Annotated in this window: 21 protein-coding genes; 13 read left to right on the forward strand and 8 right to left on the reverse strand. The window is 69.8% G+C overall.

Annotated features, from left to right (window positions below; translation table 11 throughout):
• Positions 1-156: 156 nt before the first annotated feature.
• On the reverse strand, positions 157-3,390 hold the full coding sequence (locus Q7X29_RS17785; protein WP_316575381.1) for a beta-phosphoglucomutase family hydrolase: 3,234 nt from the start codon (positions 3,388-3,390) through the stop codon (positions 157-159).
• A 210-nt stretch (positions 3,391-3,600) separates the two neighbouring features.
• On the opposite strand from Q7X29_RS17785, the gene Q7X29_RS17790 reads away from it, so the two are divergent.
• On the forward strand, positions 3,601-4,581 hold the full coding sequence (locus Q7X29_RS17790; RefSeq protein ID WP_316574770.1) for an Acg family FMN-binding oxidoreductase: 981 nt from the start codon (positions 3,601-3,603) through the stop codon (positions 4,579-4,581).
• Entirely contained in the window at positions 4,578-5,546 is a 969-nt protein-coding gene (locus Q7X29_RS17795; protein ID WP_218720121.1) for an Acg family FMN-binding oxidoreductase, read from the forward strand. The genes Q7X29_RS17790 and Q7X29_RS17795 overlap by 4 nt, the downstream gene beginning before the upstream one ends.
• A 30-nt stretch (positions 5,547-5,576) precedes the next feature.
• Here the strand turns inward: Q7X29_RS17795 and Q7X29_RS17800 are convergent, their stop codons facing one another.
• Both Q7X29_RS17800 and Q7X29_RS17805 read right to left on the reverse strand, forming a co-directional pair.
• Positions 5,577-5,849 (reverse strand): hypothetical protein, encoded by a 273-nt coding sequence (locus tag Q7X29_RS17800; RefSeq protein WP_218720122.1) that lies wholly within the window; start codon positions 5,847-5,849, stop codon positions 5,577-5,579.
• Between the two features lie 251 nt (positions 5,850-6,100).
• Positions 6,101-6,658, reverse strand: a complete 558-nt coding sequence (locus Q7X29_RS17805; protein WP_218720123.1) for a flavodoxin domain-containing protein — start codon at positions 6,656-6,658, stop codon at positions 6,101-6,103.
• A 155-nt stretch (positions 6,659-6,813) separates the two neighbouring features.
• On the opposite strand from Q7X29_RS17805, the gene Q7X29_RS17810 reads away from it, so the two are divergent.
• From Q7X29_RS17810 to Q7X29_RS17820, 3 genes are all read left to right on the forward strand, one after another.
• Positions 6,814-7,734, forward strand: a complete 921-nt coding sequence (locus Q7X29_RS17810) for an ABC transporter ATP-binding protein (protein ID WP_218720124.1) — start codon at positions 6,814-6,816, stop codon at positions 7,732-7,734.
• A complete protein-coding gene (locus Q7X29_RS17815) occupies positions 7,731-9,344 on the forward strand; it encodes an ABC transporter permease (protein ID WP_218720125.1) in 1,614 nt (537 codons plus the stop codon). Before Q7X29_RS17810 ends, Q7X29_RS17815 begins: the two co-directional genes overlap by 4 nt.
• 62 nt (positions 9,345-9,406) lie before the next feature.
• Positions 9,407-9,985, forward strand: a complete 579-nt coding sequence (locus Q7X29_RS17820) for an Rv1733c family protein (protein ID WP_218720126.1) — start codon at positions 9,407-9,409, stop codon at positions 9,983-9,985.
• 25 nt (positions 9,986-10,010) lie between these two features.
• Here Q7X29_RS17820 and Q7X29_RS17825 read toward each other — a convergent pair whose 3' ends face one another.
• The 4 genes from Q7X29_RS17825 to Q7X29_RS17840 form a co-directional block, all read right to left on the reverse strand.
• Entirely contained in the window at positions 10,011-10,742 is a 732-nt protein-coding gene (locus Q7X29_RS17825) for a dienelactone hydrolase family protein (protein ID WP_316574771.1), read from the reverse strand.
• Between the two features lie 194 nt (positions 10,743-10,936).
• On the reverse strand, positions 10,937-11,476 hold the full coding sequence (locus Q7X29_RS17830; protein ID WP_316574772.1) for a TerD family protein: 540 nt from the start codon (positions 11,474-11,476) through the stop codon (positions 10,937-10,939).
• 155 nt (positions 11,477-11,631) lie between these two features.
• Positions 11,632-11,973, reverse strand: coding sequence for a hypothetical protein (locus Q7X29_RS17835; RefSeq protein WP_316574773.1), 342 nt, complete (start codon positions 11,971-11,973; stop codon positions 11,632-11,634).
• A 57-nt stretch (positions 11,974-12,030) separates the two neighbouring features.
• Positions 12,031-12,825, reverse strand: a complete 795-nt coding sequence (locus Q7X29_RS17840; RefSeq protein ID WP_316574774.1) for a CPBP family glutamic-type intramembrane protease — start codon at positions 12,823-12,825, stop codon at positions 12,031-12,033.
• 842 nt (positions 12,826-13,667) lie between these two features.
• On the opposite strand from Q7X29_RS17840, the gene Q7X29_RS17845 reads away from it, so the two are divergent.
• Positions 13,668-14,627, forward strand: a complete 960-nt coding sequence (locus Q7X29_RS17845) for a coiled-coil domain-containing protein (protein WP_316574775.1) — start codon at positions 13,668-13,670, stop codon at positions 14,625-14,627.
• Positions 14,628-14,637: 10 nt separating this feature from the next.
• Positions 14,638-14,826 (forward strand): hypothetical protein, encoded by a 189-nt coding sequence (locus tag Q7X29_RS17850; protein WP_316574776.1) that lies wholly within the window; start codon positions 14,638-14,640, stop codon positions 14,824-14,826.
• Between the two features lie 2 nt (positions 14,827-14,828).
• Here Q7X29_RS17850 and Q7X29_RS17855 read toward each other — a convergent pair whose 3' ends face one another.
• Positions 14,829-16,538 carry a glycoside hydrolase domain-containing protein gene (locus tag Q7X29_RS17855; RefSeq protein ID WP_316574777.1) on the reverse strand — a complete coding sequence of 570 codons (1,710 nt, stop codon included), beginning with the start codon at positions 16,536-16,538 and terminating at the stop codon, positions 14,829-14,831.
• Between the two features lie 365 nt (positions 16,539-16,903).
• Between Q7X29_RS17855 and Q7X29_RS17860 the strand changes: the two genes are divergently transcribed.
• The 6 genes from Q7X29_RS17860 (at position 16,904) to Q7X29_RS17885 (ending at position 25,019) form a co-directional block, all read left to right on the forward strand.
• Positions 16,904-18,355, forward strand: coding sequence for a S8 family serine peptidase (locus tag Q7X29_RS17860; protein ID WP_316574778.1), 1,452 nt, complete (start codon positions 16,904-16,906; stop codon positions 18,353-18,355).
• 8 nt (positions 18,356-18,363) lie between these two features.
• The gene (locus Q7X29_RS17865; protein ID WP_316574779.1) at positions 18,364-18,990 is read left to right on the forward strand and encodes a maltokinase N-terminal cap-like domain-containing protein; all 627 of its coding nucleotides are present in this window, start codon (positions 18,364-18,366) and stop codon (positions 18,988-18,990) included.
• Between the two features lie 50 nt (positions 18,991-19,040).
• Positions 19,041-20,246, forward strand: a complete 1,206-nt coding sequence (locus tag Q7X29_RS17870) for a GNAT family N-acetyltransferase (protein ID WP_218720134.1) — start codon at positions 19,041-19,043, stop codon at positions 20,244-20,246.
• A gap of 43 nt (positions 20,247-20,289) precedes the next feature.
• Positions 20,290-22,677, forward strand: a complete 2,388-nt coding sequence (locus Q7X29_RS17875; RefSeq protein ID WP_316574780.1) for an excinuclease ABC subunit UvrA — start codon at positions 20,290-20,292, stop codon at positions 22,675-22,677.
• Positions 22,678-22,750: 73 nt separating this feature from the next.
• Complete coding sequence (locus Q7X29_RS17880; RefSeq protein ID WP_316574781.1) at positions 22,751-23,359, forward strand: HdeD family acid-resistance protein; 609 nt, start codon at positions 22,751-22,753, stop codon at positions 23,357-23,359.
• A gap of 223 nt (positions 23,360-23,582) precedes the next feature.
• Entirely contained in the window at positions 23,583-25,019 is a 1,437-nt protein-coding gene (locus Q7X29_RS17885) for a three-helix bundle dimerization domain-containing protein (protein WP_316574782.1), read from the forward strand.
• The last annotated feature ends 133 nt before the right edge of the window (positions 25,020-25,152 follow it).

Here is a 25,152-nt window from a genome sequence, read left to right on the forward strand (position 1 = left end):
CGCAGGCCCGGATACGGCCGAAGTGCCTCACGGAGGGGACGGAATGGCACCATCCCGCCCAGGGATTCGGCATCCTCGCCGATATCGACATGCGCGACCATGAAGGCCGAACCGGGCCAGGAGATGGATGACTGCCGCGTGCCGCCGGCGACGACTTCAGCGCGCGCTGATCGCGACGGTACCGGTGCTCGACGTGAGCGGGACCTCCCAGCACCCGCCCGCGTCGAGGACGCGTTCGATGCCCTCGACACTGACCCGGATCGGATCGGCGGTGCTCGGTGGCAGATCGAGTCGCACCCGGGCGTGGGTCACGTTCACGATGACCGGCTGCCCGCGATAGGAGATGGTGAACTCGGCCTCCCGCAACTCGGCGGGCAGAACCGGGTGCAGCCGGAGCAGATCGTGCCGTGTCTCGATACCGCAATAGCAGCGCAGCACCATGTCGGCCGTGCCCGCCATGGCTCCGATATGAACGCCCTCTCTGGTCGTCCCGCCCTGGGTGTCGGCCAGATCGGCATCGAGGGCCCGGGTGAACAGCGACCACGACGCCTTGCGATCGGTGCGGGCCAGCACCCAGGCATGGGCGAGGCGGCTCAGCGTCGACCCGTGACTGGTGCGGGCCAGGTAGTACTCGACGGTGCGGGGGATGATCTGTGGCGGTAGCGAATAGCCGAGCCGTTCGAGGATGTGACGCAGCTCCTCGGCGGAGAAGAGGTAGAACAGCATCAACACATCGGCCTGTTTGGACAGCTTGTAGCGATTGGTCGTGTCGCCCTCGGCGTGCAGGATCAGATCGAGCCGCTCGATGTTCCCGTAGCGCGCACGGTAGGCCTCCCAATCGAATTCGGCCAGATCCTCGTACCCCTCGAACTGGCTGATGATGCCGTCACGATGGAACGGCACGCGCAACCGCCTGCTGACCCGGTCCCAGCGGATCGGTTCGTCGGCGCGCAGCCGCAGCCGTTCCCACAGCGGCGCGCAGTCGCGGCCGTCGAGCAGCCGGACCACATCGCGGGCGCGCGCCAGCGTCCAGGCGGCGAGCACGTTGGTGTAGGCGTTGTTGCGCAACCCGCATCCGGGTGACTCCGGTCCGCCGTCGTGGTATTCGTCGGGTCCCATCACGCCCTCGATGTCGTATCGGTCGTCGGCCGCGTCGTAGGCGGCCATCGTGGCGAAGGAGCGAGCCACCTCGACCACGATCTCGGCGCCCACGTCGACGAGGAACCGTTCGTCGCCGGTGGCCTGGTAGTACTGCCAGATGCTGTAGGCCACGGCCAGGCCCACGTGGCGCTGCCGAGACGAATGGTCCGGCATCCACTGACCGTTTCGCACATTGAACAGCTCCGCCGGAGCCTCCTCCCGGCCGTCGCTGCCGCTCTGCCAGGGGAACAGCGCGCCGTCGAGCCCGGCCGCGCGGGCAGCGGCCCTGGCCCGGGGCAGGCGCTCGTAGCGGTAGTGCAGCAGCGCCCTGGTCAGCTCGGGCTGTCGCAGCGTGAGCATCGGGTAGACGAACAACTCGTCCCAGAAGACGTGCCCGCGGTAGCCCTCACCGTGCAGGCCACGCGCTGGTACACCGATGTCGAGGTCGGTGCCGGTCACGTGCACCGCCTGCAGGACATGGAATACGTGCAGGTTCAGCGCCAGGTTGTGCTCGTGGCGATCGCCCAGCCGGATCGCGAACCGATCCCACAACCGCGCCCACGCCGCGACATGGGCGTCGCGCAGGCCGGCGGCGTCGGCGAGTATCCCGATGCGATCGGCGGCGGCGAGCGCGGCGGTGGAGATGCCGCGGTCGCGCGAGGTGCTGACCACGGCGACCTTCTCGATGTGGACCGGGGTTCGACGACCGATCCGGATCGTGGCGACCACACCCGGCCGCGAGCGTTCGTCGAGGAACGCGCGGTCGGCGAGCGCGCCGTCGACGCGCGTACGCACCGCGGTGGCGATCGTGAGCCCGGACTGGCGGGTGGTGGTCTCGTACAGCACGGTGTCGTCGTCGACCCGGTGGTGGGTGCCCGGATCGAGGTGCTCGGCGGTCAGTGCCCGGTCCGCGGCGACATTGCGGTTGCGCACCCGGCCCTCGATCACGGACTCGACGATGATCTCGCCGTCCCAGTTGTGGGCGAGCACGGACATTTCCAGAACGGCGACATGAGGATCGGCCATCGAATGGAACCGCCGGGTCGTCACCGTCGTCTGCCTGCCCGCGGCGTCCTCGTATCGGTCGAGGCAGGTGAGCACGCCCGCGCGTAGATTCAGATCCTGGTGATGGCCGACCATCTCGGGGGCGCCGGGCCGGAGGACCGTCCCGTCGGTGTGCCGGACCACGACCGACGTCCAGTCGGGGGCGTTCACCAGGTGTTCGGTCTCGACGACGCGCTCGCCGACGGACGAGACGCACCGGTCGTAGATGCCGGCCAGGTAGGTGCCGGGGTAGTGGATGCCGTCGGGCACGGTGCCCGGGGCGGCGGCGCGGCTGGCCCAGTACCCGTTGCCGGTGGCGCACAGTGCTTCCCGCGTGCCCTCCTGGGCCGGATCGACATCGTCGTAGATCAGATTCCAGCCACCCGAACTCGCGGTGACAGCGCCACCGCACCACCGAGCCGCCGCGGGGATCGGGTCCTCCTCGGCGGATGTCAGCGCCAGGTCCGACAGGTCGGTGACGATGTTGTCGGCGCCCACGGCCGCGAGGCGGGCGCCGGAACCGGTGCGATCGACACCGACGACGAGTCCGAACCTGCCCTCGACGGCCGCCTGCACCCCCGACGTGGCGTCTTCGAGGACGACGGCATCGATCGGCTCGATTCGCAGCCTGCGGGCTGCCTCGAGGAACATCGCCGGATCGGGTTTGCCCGGCAATCCGTAGCGGCGGGCGTCGTTTCCGTCGACACGGGCCGTGAACGCCTCGGTCAGCCCAGCCGCGGTCAGCACCGCGGCGCTGTTGGCGCTGGCGGTCACCAGTGCGGTCGGCACCCGGGCGGCGCGCAGTCGGCGCAGCAGCGCGGCGGCGTCGGGGAATACGCGCACTCCGGATGCGGCGAGTTCGGCGGTGAACAGCTGTTGTTTGCGAGCGCTGATCCCCGCCACAGTCAGCCGATCCGGTGTGTCGTCGGGACAACCCTCGTCGAGGGTGATGCCCCGGGCGGCCAGGAAGGTCCGGACGCCATCGGCGCGGTCACGGCCGTCGACGAAACGCCGGTAGTCCTCGTCGCTGTCGAATGGGGTCACGGTGGGGTCTGCCAGCCGGGGCAGGACCTCGTCGAAGAGCTGTTTCCACGCGATGGCATGGACGGCCGCGGTGTCGGTGACGACGCCGTCCATGTCGAACAGCACCGCGCCGAAGCCGTTCGCGGTGCGGCCCGCCGCGACCGGGAGGTTCGCCAGGCGCATCACCACCATGCCCTCCACACGGGCGGAGCCGGGAGAAGCCGTTCACTGTCCACGAACTTCATCCTGCCGAGCGCGGACCGGCGGGGGAAGGGCGCGGGGGTACGCCGACGGATACCCGAAGTCCTTCCGAATGGGGACGTCGGGCCCTTATCCCGGCCGCCGGGCTGCTGGGACGGTGAACACAACCCACTGCGACGAAGGACGGACATCATGAGACACGGACTGCCCGACGACACCACCGTCAAGGCGGCACTCACCCTCGCCGGCCGCGCGCCGTCCGTGCACAACGTGCAGCCGTGGCGCTGGCGCATCGCCGACCGCAGCATCCACCTCTACCTCGACACGCGACGCGCGCTACCCGCCACCGACCCCGATCATCGCGACATCGTGCTCAGCTGTGGAGCGGCCCTGCATCACCTCACGGTGGCGTTGACGGCGATGGGCTGGGCGCCGGTGATCCACCGCATCCCCGACCCGGCCGAACCGGACCATCTGGCCGCGCTGACCCTGGTACCGCATCGGCCAACCGCGCTCGATGTCTCGCTCAGCGCTGCCATCACCCAGCGACGTACCGACCGTCGCCACTACACCTCCTGGCCCGTACCACCGGGCTATCTCGGCCTGCTCACCGAGCGCGCCGCCGTGCTCGGCGCGGTGGTGCGCCGGATCGACGACCGGGAACGGGTCAAGGCCGCGGCCCGGACCGCGAGCCGGGTACACGCCGACGACGAAACCTACCGGTTCGAGCTCGCGATGTGGTCGGGCAGGCATGGCAGCGCCGACGGCGTACCCGCACGCAACACGCCTGCGCCGCGACCGGACGACGACTTCCCGCCCCGGGAGTTCGCGGCGCCGGAATTCCTCGACCCGGCGAGTCGCCCCGACCATGCCGAACTCCTGGTGGTCGGCACCTCGGCCGACGATCGCGCCTCGCGACTCCGCGCCGGCGAGGCGATCAGCAGCGTGCTGCTGACCGCGACCGGGATCGGCCTCGCGACCTGCCTGCTCACCGAACCACTCGAGATCGCGCACGAACGCGCGCGGCTGCGGGAGCGGCTGCTGCACGATTCCGCCTATCCGCAGGCGATCGTGCGGGTCGGCTGGGCGCCGACGAGCGCCGACGCCCCGCCGCCGACGCCGCGTCGGACCCTCGAGGAACTGCTGATCACCGAGAACGAGGGACTTCCATGAGCGGGGCAGTCGGTCCCGATCTCGGCACCGTCCGTGCGGTTCTCGGGCGTGCTTCGCGGGCACCCTCGCTGCACAACGCGCAGCCGTGGCGGTGGCGCTGGGACGGCGCCACCGCGGCACTGTCGATGGACCCGCAGCGGCTCCTGCCCGCCACCGACATGTTCAACCGGGAAGGAGTGCTCGGCTGCGGGGTGATGCTGCACCACGCCGAGACCGCCTGGTCCGCCGCGGGCTGGGAGACCGCCGTGGACCGGTTCCCCGAGCCGTCCGTGCGCGCGCATGTCGCCTCGCTGCGGCCGAGGCGGCAGAGCGAGCCCACCGAGTCGCAACGGTTGCTCGGCGAGGCGATCGACGTGCGCTACAGCGACCGGATGCCGATGGATCCGCCCCCGGACTGGCCGGTGACGCGCGAGATCCTGGAGTTCCTCTGCGCTCGCACCGGCACCACGGTGAGCTTCCTTGATCCGACTGAATCCGTTGCACTGCAACATATCTCGGCGGTAGCCGCACGACTGCGCCACTACGATCCGAAGTACCAGGCCGAACTCACCTGGTGGACCGCGGGTCCGGACACGGACGGTACCGGTGTGCCCGCGACCACGCTGCCGTCGATCTCCGATCGCCCTCGCGTTCCGGTCGGTCGTGAGTTCCCTTCGGGCAGTGCCGAAGGCGCGGGCGAGGCAGACGACGAAGCGATGGTCGCGGTGCTGTCCACCGATGGTGATGCGGCGGCCGACCTGCTCGACGGCGGTAGCGCGCTCTCGGCGGTGCTGCTCGAGTGTACGGTCCACGGCCTGTCCACCTGCACCGTCTCCCACGTCGTCGAGATCCCGGCGGCCCGCGCCGCCGTCGCCGACCTCGTGGCCCACCGGCACCCCCAGGTCCTGATCCGGATCGGTGCCGCCAGGTGCGAACCACCGCCACGGACGCCCCGGCGTCCGGTCGACAGCTTCCTGGAGATCTGAATTCCTTTGATTTCCCTATTCGGGGAATTCTCAGACCGGACGGTGCCGGAAACGGAGTGCCAGCACGCAGACAGAGATCCCGAGGACGCCGAAAATCGGCTGTAGCCAGTGGAACCGTCCGATGATCAACGGCTGGATCGTGACCCAGCCGACCAAGAGCACACCGGCGGCGAACGCGAGGTCGGCGGCATACCGGTCCGTCCGCAGGGTCGCGGCCGCCGTGGCCGCCATCGGCAGACCGACGACGAGAGCGAGCAGGCAACCTGCCAACAGCGGACTGTCGAACGGCAGCCGGCTCGTCACGTCGGCGCCCAGAGCGAATTCGCGCTCGGGACTTGCCTTTCGGCCGCAGGCGCGCGACCTCGAGGCGCACGTCGATGGTGAAGGTGGTGGCGACGGAAATCGTCTGCGGCGCGGGAAGCGCAGCAGCTACCGATCGTTCCTGCGCGCCGCGACATAGGCGGCGACGACAGCGGCCAGCACGACGATCTCCGCGCCGAGCACCAGGGTGAGCGGCCAGTTCATGATGTCCTTCCGGCGTGGGAACCCGTCGGTCAGGGATGGATGGTGCTGGCGGGCGCCCGTGGCAGGTCGAGCACGCGCGCGATCCTGCTCGACCAGGCGCGCACGGCCTGCCAGTCGCGCAGATCGCCATAGCGGGCGCCCCCGAGGAGCCGGTACATGGCGCGGGCCTGCCACGAGACGCCGGCACGTTCGTACTTCCCGGCGAAGGCGGTGTAGTTGCGGGGGCGCACGGCGTGGACGATGTCGGCGATCTTGCGGGGGATCCGGCGCCCGATCCTGCGACCGATCGGCCCGCGCAGCGCGGGGCCCAAGCCCACACTGAACAGCCAGACATCCTTGTCCGTCAGTGTGTTCAGGTTGTGGCGGATATACGCCGAGGCTTCGGGCAGCAGATCCATGTCGTGGATCGCGCTGCCGAGGACGACGGTGTCGAAACCGGTCAGCTCGGGTGCGTGTGCGATGTCGTGGAGTTCGGTGTGGGCGCCACGGGCGAGCAGGTCGTCGGCGATGAACTCGGCGATGTCGCGGGTCGAGCCCTGCGCGGTGGCGTACAGAACGGCGATGCGGTGGGAAGGGTTCGAAGTCATGGTCTCAGCGTCGCTCGAGCCGTGGCGGGTGGAGCAGAGCCGAGATACCCGCACCTCGGGGACCAAAGACACCGCAGCCGCGCAGGTGACCATCGCTGGTCGCGCCGGGACTTTCGGCTCTGCATTCCACATCCGCCACGATCGACGATTGAGCTATGACCAGTGATAACGTCTCCGCCATCGTCGTCGCGGGCCTGACGAAACGTTTCGGCCGCACCATCGCGCTGGACCAGCTGGACCTGACCGTGCGGACGGGCGAAGTCCATGGCTTCCTCGGCCCCAACGGCGCGGGCAAGACCACGGCGATCCGCGTCCTGCTCGGGCTGTTGCGCGCCGACGCGGGCACGGTGCGCCTGCTGGGCGCGGACCCGTGGTCGGATGCGGTCGCGGTGCACGCCAGGCTGGCCTATGTTCCGGGCGAGGTCACCCTCTGGCCTGGCCTGACCGGGGGCGAGACGATCGATCTGCTCGGCACGCTGCGCGGCGGCATCGACCGGCGTCGCCGCGCCGAGCTGCTGGAGCGGTTCGATCTCGACCCGACGGTGAAGGGTCGCGCCTACTCCAAGGGCAACCGGCAAAAGGTGGCGCTGGTCGCCGCGCTGGCCTCCGACGCCGAACTGTTCCTGTTCGACGAGCCGACCGTCGGCCTCGATCCGCTCAAGGAGGTCGAATTCCAGCGGTGTGTGCGTGAGCTCGTCGACGACGGCCGCACCGTGCTGTTGTCGAGCCATATCCTCGCCGAAGTGGAGGCCCTGTGTGACCGGGTGAGCATCATCCGGCACGGCCGCGCGGTGGACAGCGGCACGCTCGCCGAACTGCGACAGTTGCGCGCAACCACGATCAGTGTCGAAACCGCGCGCCCGGCCGACGGGCTCGCCGCGGTACCCGGCGTACACAATCTGACCATCGAAGGTCGTCGGGCCAGGTTCGACATCGAGACCGACCGCTTCGACGAGGTACTGCGTGCGATGTCGGGCCTGGGTGTGGTCGAGATGACCAGTACCAGACCGACCTTGGAAGACATCTTCCTGCGTCACTATGCGAGCGGGCCGGTGTCGGTGGCGGTGGGATCATGACCACCGGGACCGACACTCCGACCGACACCGGCGTAGCGGGTGCCGCGACGCTGGTGCGCTTCGCGATCCGCCGCGAACGCTGGACCGTGCCGTGGTGGCTGCTCGGCATCGGCACCCTGATGGCGGTGCAGTCGGTCAGCAGCCAGGGTTTCTACGACTCGCCCGCGAAGCTGGCCCAGCTGCGTGCCACCATGAGTGCCAATGCCGCGGCGGTCGCGATGGGCGGACCCACCAGGCTGCTCGATACGATCGGCGGCGAGATCGTCTTCGAGATCTTCGCCTATCTCGCGATCGTCGCCGCGCTGATGAACATGTTCCTGATCGGCCGCAATACCCGGTCCGACGAGGAATCCGGGCGCGCGGAGCTGATCAGGTCCGCCCGCGTCGGACGGCGCGCGCCGCTGGCCGCCGCGCTGGGCACCGCGCTGATCGCCGATGTCGTCGTCGCGGTCGTCGCCGGCGGCGCGGCGGCGGTCACCGGCCTTCCGGTCGGGGGGTCGATCCTGCTCGGCGTCGCGATCGGCGGCGTCGGGTTCACCTTCGCCGCCGTGACGGCGGTCGCCGCGCAGGTGTTCGAGAATCCGCGCACGGTCTACGGTTCGGTCACCGCGCTCGTCGCGCTGGCTTACATCCTGCGCGCTGTCGGCGATGTCGGACCCGAGTACGTGTCGTGGCTGTCGCCCATCGGGTGGGGGCAGCGGACCTTTCCCTATGTCGACGATCGGTGGTGGCCGATCGTGCTGTACGTGGCAGCGGCGGCGTCGCTGATCGCGGTGGCGTTCGTGCTCGCCGAACACCGAGACTTCGGGGCAGGCCTGCTGCGGTACCGCGCCGGGCGGGCCACGGCGTCGCGGCTGCTCGCCTCACCCCTCGGACTCATCTGGCGGCTGCAACGAGCCTCCGTGCTGGCTTGGTGCGTCGGGGTTTTCGTGCTCGGCGTCGCCTACGGCTCCTTCGCCGACAGCATCGAGCAATACCTTCGCGACAATCCCGAGATCGCGGCGTACCTGGCCGGGAACGCGCAGGACGCGGTGAATTCCTATCTGGCACTGACTCTGTCGATCCTGGCGCTGCCGACCGCGGCCTACGGGACCGCCGCGGTACTGCGGGCCAGGGCCGAGGAATCGGCGGGCCGGACTTCGGTGATCCTGGCCCAACCCGTCGGCCGGGCGCGATGGCTGCTCGGCTATCTGGTGGTGGCGATGACCGGCAGCGCGCTGGTGCTGATCGCCGGAGGGTTCGGCGAAGGCCTGGCTTACGGGGTGACCGTGCACGATCTGGCCCAAGCGCCGCGGATGGCGCTCGCCGCCGCCGCGTACGTGCCCGCCGTCTGGGTGATGGTGGCGGTCGGGGCCGCCGCCGTCGGTTGGTGGCCGGGGGTGGCCACGACGGTGGCCTGGGTCTACTTCGGCTACGTCGTGGTGGCGACGATCTTCGCCGACGCGTTCGACCTGCCCGACTGGTTCGGTGCGGCGTCGCCGTTGCGCCACAGCCCGTTGGTGCCGCTCGACGCGGTCGATCCGCGTGCCCTGGCCGCCACCCTGGCCGCCGCCGCGGTGATCGCGACGATCGGCGTCGCCGGATTCCGCCGCCGCGACATCGGGGGCTGACCATGCGTTCCGCCCCGCCTGACGAAACGCCCCCAGCCGGTGCACCGAGGAGAGTGATCACCATGACCGCGACCACGTTTCATATCGACGCCGTGGCGACGCGCACGGCGCGGCTGTGGCGATGCCGGCCGTGGAACACCAACCCGCTCATGCGCTGGCCCGACCGGCTGCTGGCGGTGGCCCGAGTGTGCGCGGTCGCGCTGCTGCTGGCGGCTGTGCCGGTAGCCGGCGCGGTCGGGACCATCACCTATTCCGATGACGTCGCCGACATCCAGGCCGAACGTGCCGGCGTCGACGTCGTGCAGGGGCTGGTACTGGACCGTCCAGAACGGACCTCGGGCCACCTCTATCAGGCACGGGTGAGCTGGCCCGGCACCTCCGGGCCGGTCGTCGCGACGGTGACCGTCTCCCGCAAAACCACCGAGGGCCAGGTGATTCCGGTATGGCTGAACGACGCCGGTGTCCCGGTCCGCGAACCCAGGACCACCGACGCGGCCGTGGTGAACGGTATCGGTGCCGCGGTGGTGATCCTGGTGACCGCCGGGCTCGTCGCCTGGGCCATGACCTACGGCACCGCGTTCGTCGTCGCCCGCCGTCGTTCCGCGGCGTGGGATCACCACCTCTCGGCCCTGAACGGCTGACGAGCCCGGTCGGACTACGACCAGCTCACGTCAGGTGACGGGCGAAGAAATGATTCCCGGCGTCTGCCTCGAATCGCGGTACTCCGGTGTGCCCACCCATGTTCGCGTGCAGCGTCTTCTGTTCGGACCCGAACGCGTCGAACAGGTCGAGGGCCTGCTGCCGGTCGTTGCCCTCGTCGTCCCATTGCAGCAGGACCTGCAGCGGAATGGTGAGCTGTCGGGCTTCCTCGAACATGGTGCGGGGCACGAAACTACCGGCGAACAGCAGCGCGGCGGCGATGCGGGGCTCGACGAGCGCCAGCCGGATGCCGAGGGAGATCACCCCGCCCGAATAGCCGACCGGGCCGCCGAGTTCGGGCAGCGCGAGGAGAGCGTCCAGGGCGGTCCGCCATTCCGGGACCGCCTTGTCGACCAGCGGGAGGACGAGCCGGTCGACGATGTCGTCATCGACCGGCTCACCGGCATCCAGTGCCCTGCGCAGGTCGACGCGTGCTTGCTCGGTGACAGCGCAGCGGGGACGTTCACCGCCGCCGGGGAGTTCGATGGTGGCCGAGGCGAAGCCCGCCGCCGCGGCGTGCTGGGCACGGGCCGCCAATCGGGGGTACATCCCGGGCAGTCCGCCCGGGTGGCCGACCAGGATCAACGGTGCCGGTGCGGATACGGATGCGGGTGTCCACAGGATGCCGGGGATCTCGTCGAGGGTGAAGTGTCGTTCGAGGACGCCGTCGTCGAGGCGGCGTGCGGAGGTGACGTGCATGGTCGTGCCTTTCGGGAGTGCTCGTGCGGCGCTCCCGGACGACCTATCGCCCGACCGTGACCCCGAAGGGGAGCACCCGTATCGATACTGCGTTCACAGGTACCACCTCCTCGTTGTCTCACACGGTCTCCGGAAAGGTAGCAGCGGCCGCCATGGTCCGCCAACAGGTTTTCTCGCGAGGGCTGCCGCGCGGTTCAGCGCAGGTAGGCCGTGAGGTGGGGGACCGCGTCGGCGACGTGCTGGGCAGTGAGCGGTTCGGCGATGTAGGTGAAGGTCCATTCGTGGTCGATCCGGCGGAGGACGCCCAGGACGAGGCCGGTGTGGGAGTGCGCGGAGGCCAGGTCGATGCGGGCGATCTCGGTGCCGGTGACGCTGTCGAGGAGTCGGCAGAAGCCGTTCTCGATCCGGTCGAAGGGCTGACCGGTATAGCAGGTGATGAGGAAGACGACGGTGGTGACGGCGGGGTTCAGCCGGGTCAGGTCGGTGACGATGAGTTCGTCGTCACCGTCACCGACGCCGTCGACACTGTCGCCGAGGTGCCGGATGGCGCCGTCGCGCGAGGTCAGCTGTTCGTGATAGGCGATGTCGACGAAGTCGGTTCCGCTGAACGCCAACGCGGCCGCGTTCAGGTCGATGTCCTTGGCGCGCCGCCGGAACTTGCCCGAGCGCGCAGGATCCCAGCCCAGTCCCAGGGTGACGTGAGTGAGGGTGGTGCGGGGGACTGCTCCGGGCATAAGACGCTCCTGGTCGATTGGCTTCGGCCGGTTGCCGTTCGGATCCCCCGGCGCGATTCCCCGCAAACATGCCCCACGGATCCGGCCCCCGCAATCCAGGCGACGGATGCGGTGGCCGGGAGGCGATGCGCGACAGAGCGACTCGTCCCGCCCGGTCACCTCGACCGGGAACTGCGCCTCGGTGGCCGGGCGACCAGCGCGCAGACGGGTGACCTCCGAGCGGGCGAACTCGACCCGCGGCGTCTCGGCGCCGCGCTCCGCGGCCAGCGCGTCGGCCAGGTCGAAGATCGCTTCGAGGACACGGTGGTCGCGGGCGCGTCCGGCCCGGCCGGTGCCGGTCTTGCGGAATGCCCCACGCCGCCGTGCAACGCGATCACATCACCCGCGACGGTGACGTCCTTCTCCGGGATCGCCGCATTGACCTGCGGCAGCAGTACCCCTTGCACGAAGGCCAGGGCGAACACGATCAGCGCGGGCACGATGGTGCGCGTGTCCATGCCGAGCCACCGGCGGTCCACCGGGACACAGCGGTCGCTCGGTCTGCGGCGAGAGGGTCAGGCAGCGGGAGCGGTCGCGGGCTCGATGCTGTGCCGCTTGACGAGCAGCACGATCGCCAGCACCGGGTAGACCAGGATCGGCAGCAGGGTGCCCGGGTAGATGGCCTGATCGGCCAGGATGACGGTGCCGGTGAGCAGGGTGAAGTCGAACAGCCCATGCAGGACGGAGTTGACCGTGTTGCCGCGGCTGACCCGGCGGGTCAGGTAGAAGAAGTAGCCGGCCAGGCTGACGACGACGGCCTGCGGCAGCGCGCTGACGCCGTGCGTTATTCCGTTGGTCAAGTGCACAGCGCCGAACACGATGCTCGACCACAACGCGACCCGGCCCTCGGTCAGCCCATGATCCCGCAACACCAGCACACCGATGCCGCGGAACATGCCCTCCTCACCCCAGCCCACGAACTGGGTGGCGATCAACAGCACCAGCACATAGAGCAGGCCCTTGTCGGCCAACGCGCTGTAGTTGATACCGAAGACGATCGCGACGACGAAAACGATCGGCACGATCCGGACCCAGGACCGGGTGGGCCGGTCGTCGTGCAGGACCGGCCGCAACCAGCCCAGGTAGGTGATCACGCCGTAGGTGAAGGCCAAGGCCACACCCAGCGGGATGATCATGCCGAAGAACACCGCGCGCGTGGACAGGAAGTCGTCGGAGTCGGTGAGGGCCGCCATCAGCAGACCGCCGAGCTGGATGATCGCCAGGTAGACGATCACGATCAGCGCGAACATCGGATAGCTCAGGCGGCGACCGGGCCGCGTGACCGGCAACGCGGATTCTGGCGTGCTCATGTCGGTCAAGATATCGGTTCGGGTCCGGGCATGGTGCCGCTGGAAGGATTCCCGGCACGCCGGTGTCGATCGCCGTGGCGATCAGCCAGCTAATCGGGGGACAGCGGGCGCCTTCGGCGGGCCGAGTCCGATGTCGGCGACCGGTGCGGTGATGAAAGTTCCCGCTCGACAGCATTGTTCGCCAGCACGTACCGATTCGCATCATGTCCGTGAGGCTTCGCGACGAAGTGATCGAGCCAGTGCCTTTCCGGGGTGGGCAACATCTGGCGCTTCCGGCCGATACCCAACCGCAACCCAGCCCGGGTGAGCGACTCCCTAGGGGAGCGGACCCACCGGCTCCGGCGACGAGCCCCATCAGCACGGGCACGGCTACGGCCAACAATTCCGGCCAGGCAGCACGAACGGTACGGATGTACCACTGCCCCTAGTTTTCGAGAGGTTCTGTCGCAGTTACGTTACGTTGGCTGCGACCAAACGGAAACGGAAATACTCCGAGGTGTTCAGCCGAGAGGAGCGGCACTGACCCCCGATAATGTTCACTTATCGGCGGTCAGATGTGCGGTAAGCGGATCTGAGCCCTGAAGGGGCGACACGGTTTTCGTTTCGTCTAATTCGTAAAGAATTGACGAAACCAACGTTACGATTCTCCCGTGTCGAGCGTCTGCAACTATCCCGGCTGTGCCCGTCCCATCACCCGCGGCGGCGGTCCGGGTCGTCCCTCCGAATACTGCGACCACCCGGACCACACCCGATGGCGGGCATGGCGGGAAAGGCAACGCCTACAGCAGGAGTCGGAGGGTGAGGTCGAAAACGTCACTGTGACGACTCAAGGTCCGGTGACCGTGGCGAGGCTGCGTGCGGATGAGCTGCTCGGCCAGTTTCGGGGACTGGCCGAGCAATTGGGCACGACGCTGAACGCCGCCGTCGCGGAGTTGTCGACGCTGGGCGACCCCTCGGTGGCCGAGGCCCAGGTCCAGGCCGTGCAGGCCGATGCCGCCCGACGGATCGCGGAAGCAGACATGAAGGCGGTCGCCGCCGAACAGGCCCGCCGGGAGGCGGAGGAAGCCCGGGCCAACGCCGAATCGGCGGCCGAGGACGCCGCAGGCGCTGCCGAGGACGCCGAGCAGCTGATCGCTGCCGCGCACGCGGCGCGCGACGAGGCCTTGGCCGAGGTCGAGCGCCTGACGAAACAGGCCGCCGACGAGGTGTTCGCGGCGCGCAGCGCGGCCGAGGCCGAAGTCCGTGCCGCGCAACGAGACGCTGCCGAGGAGATCGAACGGATCCGGCAGGAAGCCGCCGACCAGACCGCGCGCGCCGAACAGCGCGCCGACACCGAGATCGCCCAGGTCCGTCGCGAGGCCGAAGCCAGGGTCAACGCGGCACAGGCCGAACGTGACCTGGCGGTGCAGCGGGCCGCCGACGCCGACCGGGCGACCGAACGAGCCGAGGCCGCGGCCGCCGAACGAGTGGAAGCCGCCAGCGAAGCGCGCGAGGAATGGCGCAGGGCCCGAAGCGAACTGGAGGCGACCCGGACCGAACTCGATCGCACGCGCGCCGAACTCGCCGACCTGCGCCGCACCGCCATCACCGACGCCGAAACCTGGCGCACCGAATCGGCCGCCGCGCTGGAACGGGTCAGGGCCGAGACCTCCGAACGGCTCGCCGCGCTCGACGATGCCCGCACCCAGACCCTCGCCCGTGCCGAACGCGCCGAACGCCAACTCGACGAACTGCTGGCCGCGACCCGATCACCCGCCGAGGCGAACGCGCTAACCGGCGCGGCGCGCGGCGCACTGGACTAGCGTCAGCGCCATGACCGACCAGCCCGGACCACTGGAGTCCACACGCGAGTTCGCCGCCGTCGACCTCGCCGCGATGCTGCACGAGGACGAGGACACCTACACGGGTCCCTCGCCGAAGGTCCGGCTGATCGCGATCCTGGTGGTGGCGGCGCTGGTCCTCGGTGCGGGCGCCACCACCCTCGCGATCCTGCTGTCCTGACCCTAGGCCGGGCGGGCGAGCGGCGTGTCGGGGTCGCCGGAGTTGCGCAGCGCGACGATCTGGTCGGGAACCCAGTAGATGCGGCCGAACTCGAACTCCTGGTACCTGCCGTCGTCGTGGGTGATCTCGTCGGAGGCCGGCCAGCCCAGCTGACCGTTCTCGAATCCGGACGCCGACCAGCGCGCGCCTATCGCGCCGTGCACGCGATAGGCGGGCTGACCGGCCCGCCGATAGACGGTGCCGCCCTGGAAGGCCTGGGCGAGGCCGGGGCCCGTGCCGCGCGGGTCGGGCAACTCGGCGTGCTCGGCGATCGGGTAGCCCAGGGGACCTGCCTCCCAGCCGAGTTCGGCGTACTTGGTCATGATCGCGGTGGGGATGGCGTGGGCGTCGGTGGCCGGGTGCCAGTAGACATAGCCGTGCTCGAACTCGGCGAAGCGGCCCACTCCATCCGGGGTGGCGATCTCGCCGATGGTGCGGCGCGCGCCCAGCCACGGCGACGCCGCGGCGCGGTCGTCGATGGCGTTCGGCGCGGTGCCGGCGAATTCGGCGACCTGCGCGGCGAAGACGTCCCACGGAAAGTTCGGGCCGACATCGGTGTGACTGCCGATGCCGAGCGCCCTGGTCACGTAGTTGTGGTCGGTGATGCCGTCGGCGACGTGATAGTCGGGGGCGATGACCTCGGTCGGGTACCCGTGTCGATGTGCGCTGCGGACCGCGACATAGGCGGCGATGCGCAAATCCTCGTCGATGGACAGCCAGTCCTGGCGTGACCAGGCGACCCGGCTGCCCGCGAAGCACAGATTGACGGTGAACGGGTTGGCCGACAGCACCGACCAGGAGGCGAGTTCTTCGGGCACGACCCGCACCAGCACCGCGTCGCGCAGCGTGTAGTGGTAGGAGACGCCGTTGGCCGGATTGTTCAGGTAGGCCGCCAACGATTCCGCGGTGCCGTTTCCCTCCTGGGTGTGCAGGATGAAGTTGGTGACCCGGGCGCCGTCGCGGGAGGAGTGCGAGGGACCGAGCCGGTCGAGTTCGGTGAACGCGGGGATCACCACGGAGCGGTCGATGCTCCACTGACCGAAGTCGGGGGCCAGGATGTCGTTCACATCGACGTGCGTGCCGTCGATGACGGGCCCCGGGTTGCTCGGTGTGTCGATCACCCGCTGGTAGAGCACGGCGCGTGGTTCGCGCTCGGTGCCCGACCAGGCGCGGGTCTGCCAGACCCAGCTGAATCCGCCGCGACCACCGACCACACCATCCTCGATCGCCCAGGCGCACACCCGGGAATGCCCGTAGATGCCGGTCCATTCGGTGCCGAGGACGGCGTTCACGCCGCGGAAGAACTCGACTGCGGTGCTGTTCCACTGGGACAGGGAGATGTCCTCGTCGACGGCGAAGAAGATCGGTGCCCGGCGCGGTGCGCCGAGACTCAGATGGGTGGCCAGTGCCTGTTCGGCCATGCGCCTGCCGCCGTCGAACCCGGTGGTCCAATCCGATGGGGTGGGATCGCCGGGTTTGCCGAACTGCCAGATCGACACGATGTCCAGGCCGGCGGACTCCAGCGCGCGGGCATAGTCGACGGTGATCGGTTTGGCACCGAAGTTCGCGCCGGGCCTGCTGGGAGAGACATAGGCGAGCACCGCCGAGTGCCCTGCCGCGGCGATGGCGGCCGGATCGATGAGACGGGCGGCGAAATCGACAGCTGTGGACATGGTTGACCCCCTGCATGACTACATATCCGATGGCATGGCTCACGCTCGTACCCCGCGCGTCGGCTGCAGGGTTACGCTGGCACCCAAGAATCGGTACCGGGGTGCCCGAGGATCTCACCCTGCACCCATTCTAAGCGAAACACTCAGTACGGCACCGGGATTCGCTGACGATCGGGACAGTACCCGACCGCGCCGACCGGCAAACGCGGGCGGAATCGGGCCGTACGCGGGGGCGGTGCGGAACAGCGGTTTTCGATGCGACTCGCGCGGGCTCGGCGCGTTGCGGCGCACCGGCGCGGCGTGTCGCGAATCGGGTTGCGGCGCAATGGTAGCGGCCCGGCGGCGCGGGCTGTTCACTGGTAGCCATGGCTTCCACCGCTCGACCCAGCAGGCAGCGCCGACCAGGGGTGCCCGGCCCCGCGGTGGCCCCTGTCGAACTGGTCGTTCTCACCACGGCCACCGGTACCGAGATCACGCCGATCGCGCTGCGGGAGAGCCGGTCCGTGCGGGCCCGGGTCGACGAACTGCTGCCCGCCGACACCCACCTGGTGCCGATCTTCGGACCGGATAATCGGCTGGCCGCGCGTTTGGCCGATACCTCGCAAGCATCGGTGGCGGGGGAGTACCTGCGCTACTACACGGTGCGCGGGCAGGTCGGCGACCTGGCCGCGCTCGCGGATCGACTGCGGCGAGACGACACCGTCGCCGCGGCCTACGTGAAACCGGCCGCCGAGCCGCCACTCGCACCGCTGGCGCACAACACCGTCGCGCCGGACGCGCCCGCGGTCACTCCCGACTTCCGGACCAGACAGGGCTATCTCGACGCCGCGCCGGCCGGGATCGACGCGGCCTGGGCGCACACCCGGCCGGGTGGGCTCGGGACCGGCGTGCGGGTGATCGATGTGGAGGGCGCCTGGCGATTCACCCACGAGGACCTGCGGCAGAACCAGGGCGGAGTCATCGGCGGCACGTCCTCGGCCGAACTCGGGTGGCGCAATCACGGCACCGCCGTCGCCGGGGAGATCAGCGGCGATCTCAATGCCTACGGTGTCACCGGCATCGCGCCCGAGGCGCACATCCGGGCGATCTCGATCTTCGGGGTCGGCTCGGCCGCCGCGATCCGGTCCGCGGCCGACGCGCTCGACCCCGGTGACGTCCTGCTCATCGAATTGCATCGTCCCGGACCTCGATTCGACTATCGCGGCCAGCCCGACCAGCGCGGCTACATCGCCGTCGAATGGTGGCCCGACGACTTCGCCGCCATCCGCTACGCCGTCGGGCGCGGCATCGTCGTGGTGGAGGCCGCGGGCAACGGCAACGAGAACCTCGACGACCCCGTCTACGACGCGCGCCCCGGCGACTTCCCCACCGGCTGGCACAACCCGTTCCGCGGTGGCGACGCCGATTCCGGCGCCGTTCTGGTCGGCGCGGGCGCGCCGCCGCCCGGGCTGCACGGCCGCGACCACGGCCCCGCGCGTTCCCGGCTCCCGTTCTCCAACTACGGCGTCCGCCTCGATGCCCAGGGCTGGGGCCGCGAGGTCACCACCACCGGCTACGGCGACCTCCAGGGCGGCGCCGACGAAGACTTCTGGTATACCGACGAATTCAGCGGCACGTCGAGCGCGTCCCCGATCGTCGTGGGCGCCGTCGCCGCGTACCAGGGCATGCGCGCCATCGGTCCGGGCCGGGCGACCCCGGATCAGGTCCGGGCACTGCTGCGTGCCACCGGCTCACCCCAAACCGATGCGCCGGGCCGGCCGGTGACCCAGCGCATCGGCGCCCTGCCGGACCTGCGAGCGATGACGGCACACGGGTAGCCTGCGGCATGGCTGTCATCCACCGCACCACGCTGGTTCCCAGCAAGCTCGCGTTGATCGAGACGATGTTGCCCCGGCGACCGTGGTACCGGGGCCGGGTGCCGCGCCTGCGCAAGGTCGGTGGGTTTCGGATCGACGATCCCGCGGGGGCGGTCGGCATCGAATTCGTGCTGGTCGTCGACGATTCCGCCGCACGTCCGGTGGTGTACAACGTGCCACTGACCTATCGCGGCGCCGCACTGGCCGATGCCGAGAGCGCGCTCTTGGGAACCGCCGAGCACGGGGTGCTCGGTCGACGGTGGATCTACGACGGCGCCGCCGATCCGATCGCCGTCGCCGCGATACTGGAACTGCTGAGCGGGCGAGTGGCGGCGCAGGCACAGAATCGCAGCGACACACCCGACCCGTCGGTGTCGGTCGTGCCGACCGGGACCATCACGGCGCAAGCCCACATCGGTACCGCTGTCGACGGCGACACGGCGACCGAGGTACCGATCGGGACCGCGGGCATCCTGCGATTTCACCGTTCACCCGCGGGGCGACCCTCCGGTGCGCCGGGAACCCTCGCCGCGCCCTACGAGCTGGACGGGCCAACTCGCCATCCGGTCGAACTGGTGAGCTTGCTTTCGCGGTAGCCCTGGAAAATGAGATGTGCGGTGCCGTGCCGCCGTGGGAGGGTACGGAGATGGCATCGGCGAAGAGCATCACCGTGCGGTCGGCTACCAGCGCGGACGCGGACGCGATCACCGGATTGCAGGAGACCGGATTCGGGATGCGGTACGGGTCCGACGAACTCCCGTACCGGTGGGAACTGTTTCCGGTCGAGCGGTCACTGGTCGCGGTCGACGGTGACCGGGTCGTCGGGCACACCGTCGACCGGACGATGACGGTGACCGTGCCGGGGGCACGGCAGGTCCAGGCCTGTGGTGTCTCGGGCGTCGCGGTCGCGCCGACGCATCGGCGGCGTGGCATCCTGCGTGAGCTGTACACCGCTCAGCACGAGCGCACCGAAGCCGACGGGCTGCCGCTGACGATCTTCACCGCCAGCGAGGCCACGATCTACGGCCGGTTCGGCTACGACCCGGCGATCCTGTCGACCACGATCTCCATCGACCGCCGTCGAGCCGAGTTCCGCTCGACCACGCCCGATCCCGGCGGCGTGGAGCTGGCCACCCTGGCCGAGGCGGCGCCGCACATCCGGGCGATCTACGAGCGCTGGCAGCCGACGGTGCCGGGCGCGCAGGTGCGGCCCGACGCCAAATGGGATCTGTTCTTCGCCGACGTGGAACGCCACCGCGACGGCGCCACGACGCTGTTCGCCCTGGTCCACCCCGACGGTTACGCCCTGTATCGGCGGCGTTGGCGCGACGGACATTCCACCGCGTCGGTATGGGAGTACCGGGCGCTCACCCCGGACGCGCACGCCGCGCTGTGGCGGGTGCTGCTCGGGCTGGATCTGGTCGAGACGATCGACGTCGAGATCGCCGACGACGATCCGCTGCCGTACCTGCTCACCGATTCCCGGGCGGCCCGCGTGCTCGATCGCGGTGACTCGCTGTGGGCGCGGCTGATGGATGTGCCCACCGCGCTCACCGCCCGCGGCTACCGGCACGACCTCGACACGGTCCTGGCTGTGCACGACCCGTTCCGTTCCGCCGGTGGCACCTTCGCGCTGCGCGTGCGCGACGGCGTCGCCGAATGCGCACCCACCACCCGAACCGCCGCGCTCGGTCTGGATATCAATGTGCTGGGCGCGTTGTATTTCGGTGCGCACCGCGCCCGGGGCCTGGCCGCCGCGCACCGAATCCGGGTCGACGACGCGGCCGCGCTGCGCGATCTCGACGCGGCCTTCACCGCTGAGCGCGCGCCGGAGCTGGGCTGGTTCTTCTAGCGCATACCCGGATTCCCGGACCGGTCGCGTAGTCTGGGTAGCTGTGGATTCGCACGAGGTCGATCCTTCGGTTCGGGTGCGCGGCGCTCGGGTCCACAATCTGCGTGACGTCGACGCGGACATGCCACGAAACGCCCTGGTCGCGTTTACCGGGGTCTCGGGTTCGGGCAAGTCGTCGCTGGCCTTCGGCACGTTGTACGCGGAGTCGCAACGCCGCTACCTGGAGTCGGTGGCGCCGTATGCCAGACGATTGCTGCATCAGGTGGAGGCGCCCGACGTCGACGAGGTGACCGGTCTACCGCCGACGGTGGCGCTGGCGCAACGACGATCCTCGCCCTCGTCGCGGTCGACGGTCGGGACGGTCACCGCCATCTCGAACTCGCTGCGGCTGCTCATGTCGCGCGAAGGCGACTATCCGACGGGCCCGGCCCGCACGGGACCCGGTCACTATCCGGCGGGCACGAATCGGCTGTACTCGGACGCGTTCTCGCCCAACACCGTCGAGGGCGCGTGCCCCCGCTGCCACGGTCAGGGCGTCGTCCACGAGGCGACCGAGGCATCGATGGTGCCCGACCCGTCGCTGAGCATTCGCGACGGCGCGATCGCGTCCTGGCCCGGCGCGTGGCAGGGCAAGAACCTGCGCGACGTGCTGGCCGCGCTCGGCTACGACATCGATCGGCCGTGGCGGCAACTGTCGCCGCAGGCGCGCGAATGGATCCTGTTCACCGACGAGAAGCCGGTGGTCACCGTGGAACCCGAGCGCGAAGCCCACCGGATCCATCGCCCGTATCAGGGCACCTACACCAGCGCCGAACGGCTGCTGCTGCGCGCGCACGCCGAGTCCAAGAGCGAGGCCACCCGCAAGCGTGCGGCGGAGTACCTGCACACGGCGACCTGCCCGCTGTGCGACGGGCGCAGGCTCAAACCCGAAGCGCTGGCGGTGACGTTCGCGGGCCACAACATCACCGAACTGGCCGACATGCCGCTCAGCGACCTGGTCGCGGTGCTGCGCCCGCACACCGAAGGCACGGGTGCGGCCGCCGTGCTCACCCAGGACCTGATCTCCCGCATCGAGGTCCTCATCGAGCTCGGTCTCGGCTACCTCAGCGTCGACCGGGAGAGCCCGACCCTGTCCGGCGGCGAGTTGCAGCGGCTGCGGCTGGCGGGTCAGTTGCGCTCGGGACTGTTCGGCGTCGTCTACATTCTCGACGAGCCCTCGGCGGGGTTGCACCCGGCCGACACCGCCGCACTGACAACGGTGCTGGGCCGGCTCAAGCGATCCGGCAACAGTGTGTTCCTCGTCGAGCACGACCTCGACGTCGTGCGCCACGCCGACTGGTTGATCGATATCGGCCCCGGCGCCGGAGTACACGGCGGGCGCGTCCTCTACTGCGGTGAGGTCGACGGGCTGCGAACCGTCACCGAGTCGGTCACCCGCCCCTACCTGTTCGACGAGGTCACTCGCGCGCCACGCGCCGACCGCACCCCCAACGGCACCCTCGACCTGCGCGCGATCACCAGCCACAACCTGCGCGAGCTCGACGCCGACATCCCGCTCGGGGTGTTCACCGCGATCACCGGCGTCTCCGGTTCGGGGAAATCGAGCCTGCTGCACGCGATCTCGACCACCGCCACCGCCGACCCGAAGATCGTGCGGGTGGTCGAGGTCGATCAGGCGCCGATCGGGCGGACGCCGCGCTCCAATCTGGCCACCTACACCGGCCTGTTCGACACCGTCCGCAAGCTGTTCGCCGACACCGACGACGCGCGGGCCCGCGGCTACGGCGTCGGCCGCTTCTCGTTCAATGTCGCCGAAGGCCGGTGTCCCGCCTGCCAGGGCGAGGGGTACATCACGGTGGAGCTGCTGTTCTTGCCCAGCACCTACACCCCGTGCCCGGATTGCCATGGTGCCCGCTACAACCCGCGCACCCTCGAGATCCGCTACCGCGACGCCACCATCGCCGAGGTGCTGGAGATGTCGGTGGATCGGGCCGCACGATTCCTCGCCGACGTCCCGGTGGTCGCGCGGGCGCTGCGGGCCCTGACCGAGGTGGGGCTAGGTTACCTGCGGTTGGGTCAGCCCGCCACCGAACTGTCCGGCGGCGAGGCACAACGGGTGAAACTGGCCACCGAACTGCAACGGGCCCGGCGCGCGGGCACCGTCTACCTGCTCGACGAGCCCACGACCGGGCTGCACCCCGCCGACACCGACATCCTGCTGACCCAGCTGAATTCACTCGTCGACTCCGGCGCCGGGGTGATCGTGGTCGAGCACGACATGACCGTGGTCGCGCAGGCCGATCACGTCATCGACATGGGGCCGGGCGGCGGGGCACAAGGGGGACGGATCGTGGCGCAGGGGACACCGGAGCAGGTCGCGGCAGACCCGGTCAGCCGGACCGCGCCCTACCTGCGGGAGCGGTTGACATGACCGCGGCGACGACGATCGCGGCGCGCCCGGGCAAATCTACGGCTATCGGTCGGCGAGGGCCTATCGTGGGGCAATGCCCGTGACTGACGGGGAGGGGAATCCGGCGCAGGACCGAACCCGGCAGGCGATGCTGATCGCCGGCGGGTGCTCGTTCGTTCTCGGCGTCGCGACACTGGTGTGGCCCGGCCGCAGCGACGCCACGCTGGCTCTGCTGTTCGGCGTCGCGCTGCTGCTGAGTGCCGGAATCCAGGCCTATCTCGCGGTGGCGGCGCACATGGCGTTTCCGCTGCGGGTGCTGGTGCTGGTGAGCGCGGTGCTGACCGTCATCCTGGCGGCGCTGGCTTTCAGCGGCGGCAATATCGAGCTGCTGGCCCTGTGGATCGGGATCGGGTGGTCGGTGCGCGGCATCGTGCAGGCGCTGGTCGCGGCCTGGGACGACGGCGTCGTCGACGGCTGGCTGCACGAGATCTGCGGACTGTGCACCACCGCGATGGGGATCACCGTCATCGCGATGAAATTCGAGACCGTCACGGGGCTGGCGACGGTCGCCGGCAGTGCGCTGGTGGTGATCGGCGTGCTGGAACAGCTCGCGGGTGGGATGCTGCGTACGGTACTGCGCGGTGCGCGGCGCTCGCAGCCGGACCCCACCACCGTCCGCGGATCGGCCGCCGCCGGGCAATAGTAGTGAATCCCACACTCGCAGAGCGTGTTTCGATGTTTACGCGAACACCCGGACAACGCGACATTGCGGGCAGCGGAGCGAGTGCTGAACACTGCGTGCCCGGCCGCTCACCGCTGGGGTAACTGTGCTGCGCGCCGGTAGCGTGGCCCGCGGCGTGCGCACGGGAGGGCCCGGTCGACGCGCGCCGTCGTCCGCAGCCCGATGTGAGCCCAGGAGAAATGTGGTGTCGCGCGTAACCCCCGGCGAAGCCGCCGATACCGTCCAGCGTGAAGAGCTGGCCATGCGGCGCATGACCGAGAGTCTGGTCGAAGACCTGTCCGAGAACGTCCCCGCAGACCAGGTGACCTCGGCGGTGGGCGCCGCGCACCATCGTTTCGCGGGCAAGCCGATCCGGGAGTTCGTGCCCATTCTGGTCGAGCGGATCGTGCGCACCGAACTGGCCGACCCCGACCCGACCGTGCGGGTGCCCGCTCCGGCGGCCGCCGGCCGTGCCGTCGCCCCCGAACCGGTTCGCGCCGCCGAGGACGAGAGTTCGACCGCCGAACGGGCCCGGCACCTGGTGAGCAGGCGCGGCGTATTGCCCCTGTCGATCGGTGCGGTCACCGTCGTCGCCGCCGTCGCGGCCGCGGTGATCCTGCTCCCCGGCGGTGGCGAGAGCCCGGCCGCGGCACCGACCGGGGCGCCGGTGACCGTCGTGCGTGGTGTCGTCGGGTCCGAGAAGGTGTCGTTCTTCCAGGACGAGCAGGTCGTGCGGGTGCTCGCCGACAACGGAATCCGGGTGGAGGTCGAGCCGGCCGGGTCACGGCAGATCGCGACCACCGTCGACCTGGACCGCTACGACTTCGCGTTCCCGTCCAGCAGTCCCGCCGCCGAACGGATCCAGCGCCAGCGCAATGTCACCGCGAAATACACACCGTTCGCCTCGCCGATCGCCATCGCCACCTATCGGCCGATCGCGGATCTGCTCACCACGGCGGGCGTGATCAAGCCGGGCCCGGTCGCGACCTTCGACATGAACCGGTACCTGGAGCTGGCCGGTACCGGCGTCCAATGGGACGACCTACCCGACAACACCACCTACCCCGTCGAGAAGAACATCTTGGTCTCGACCACCGATCCGCGCAGCTCCAACTCCGCGGCCATGTACCTGTCGATCGCGAGCTACGTCGCCAACGACCACACCATCGTGCGCGGCGCCACCGCCGAACAGCACGTGCTGCCCGCGCTGTCGAAACTGTTCCTCGCCCAGGGCTACACCGACAACAGCAGCGAAGGCCCGTTCACGCAGTACCTGACCAACGGCATGGGCCCGACCCCGCTGGTGTGCATCTACGAGGCGCAGTTCGTCGAGGCGGCGGGCAAGGGCAAGATCAAGCCGGACATGGTGCTGACCTACCCGACCCCGACCGTCCTGTCCAGCCACACCCTGGTCCCGCTGACCGGCACCGGCGACAAGGTCGGCAAGCTGCTCACCGAGAACCCGGAACTGCGTCGCCTCGCAGCCCTGCACGGGTTCCGCACCGGCGACAACGCCCAGTTCACCGCCGTCGCCGCCGAGCGTGACGTGCCGGTGCCCGCCGACCTGATCGATGTCGTCGACGCCCCCGCCTACGACACCCTCGAGCACCTGCTCGACGGTGTCGCGAAGTCCTACAACTGACCTCGTCATCACCGCGAGTGCCGTGCAGCCGGGCCGCTGCGCGGCACTCGCGCGCTGTGATCGGGCCGAACGCGTCGAGCCGAGCACCGCGTTCCGCCCCGAACGCACCTGCCTGAATGCGTCGCCGGTTCGC

Source organism: Nocardia canadensis (assembly GCF_032656385.1).
GTDB classification, from domain to species: domain Bacteria; phylum Actinomycetota; class Actinomycetes; order Mycobacteriales; family Mycobacteriaceae; genus Nocardia; species Nocardia canadensis.